This is a genomic window from Mesorhizobium sanjuanii, assembly GCF_002529485.1.
Taxonomy (GTDB): Bacteria; Pseudomonadota; Alphaproteobacteria; order Rhizobiales; family Rhizobiaceae; genus Mesorhizobium; species Mesorhizobium sanjuanii.
The window spans coordinates 1-1294 of the sequence record NZ_NWQG01000108.1; the positions used below are offsets into that span (position 1 = coordinate 1).

General features: G+C 65.2%; 2 protein-coding genes. Both read right to left on the reverse strand.

The genetic code is table 11. The features are described from left to right. A partial coding sequence (locus tag CN311_RS17590; RefSeq protein WP_165779737.1) for an iron chelate uptake ABC transporter family permease subunit occupies positions 1–370 on the reverse strand: 370 nt, incomplete at its 3' end. Between the two features lie 10 nt (positions 371–380). Then, positions 381–1205 carry a heme/hemin ABC transporter substrate-binding protein gene (locus CN311_RS17595; RefSeq protein ID WP_097575019.1) on the reverse strand — a complete coding sequence of 275 codons (825 nt, stop codon included), beginning with the start codon at positions 1203–1205 and terminating at the stop codon, positions 381–383. Positions 1206–1294 lie beyond the last annotated feature (89 nt).

Below are 1294 nucleotides of genomic sequence, written 5' to 3' on the forward strand. Positions count from 1 at the left end.
ATCCGGCCGAAACGCCGATTAGGCCGGGATCGGCCAGCGGGTTGCGGAACAGCCCCTGCATGACCGCGCCGGAGACGGCGAGTGCCGCGCCAATCAGCACGCCGAGGATGACGCGCGGCAGACGGATGTCGTAGACGATCAGGCGGTCGCGAGCGTTCAACGCCTCATTGCCGGGCGCCGCCCCCAACAGCCAGTCGCTGATAACGCTGACGGCCGACGCATCGGATGCGCCTGATGTCAGCGACAACAGCACGACAAGCCCAAGTCCCACGCACAAAAACAGGATGACGATCCGGGCGCGTCCTGAACGGTCACCTTCGGATGCAGTCGCCATAACGCCCGCCGCACTTGCGATCGATTGATCGGCCATCGGGGCTCGCTCAGTCCGTGACCTGCCCGCCATAAAGCGAGACGGCAAGATCATGGATGGCGTCGGCCGTGCGCGGGCCGAAGCCGAGCAGATAGCCGCCATCCATGCGGACCACCTTGCGGGCAACGCCCGCCGGCGTCGATGAAATGGACGGGCGGGCGAACAGCTGGTCGTCCGATACGGCCGGGCCGGCATTGTTCATCATCAGGATCACGTCCGGCCTGGCGGTGACGACAGCCTCGTCGGACAATTGCTTGTAGCCGGAAAAACCGTCGATCGCATTGACGCCGCCGGAAAGCTTGATGATGCCATCGGCGGCGGTCTGGCTGCCGGCGGCGAGGATCTTGCCACCCTGCAACGACAGGACGAACAGGATGCGCTTGCGGTCCTTGATCGAAGCGGTCTGCTTTTCGGCGGCCTCCAGCTTGGCGTCGATCTCGGCTGCCAGCGCATCCGCCTTGGCATTGGCGCCGAGCGCCTTGCCGACGATATGGATCTTTTCGAGGATGCCTTCACGATCGTAGCGCTCGGGCACCTCGATGAACGGGATGCTCGTCTTCTTCAGCACGTCGACGGCCTCCTTGGGGCCGCTGCCATGCAGCGCCAGAATGCCCGACGGATTGACCGAAAGGACACCTTCCGGCGAAAGCTGGCGCATATAGCCGACATCCGGCAGGCCGAGCGCCGCCTCGGGGTATCGGCTGGTCGAATCGCGGGCGACCAGATGGCTCTGCTCGCCGAGCGCAAAGACGATCTCGGTGATCGAGCCGCCGATGGCTGCGATCTTCGAATTGTCGGCAAAGACCGCTGCGTCTTCCGTGGCGCGGGCCGGCAGAAGAGCCGCGAAAACGACGGAAAGTGCGACCGCCGGCGCAAGCGCCCGTTTGGAGAGGGGCGCTAACCTGCCAGCGCGCGCAAGCCCGA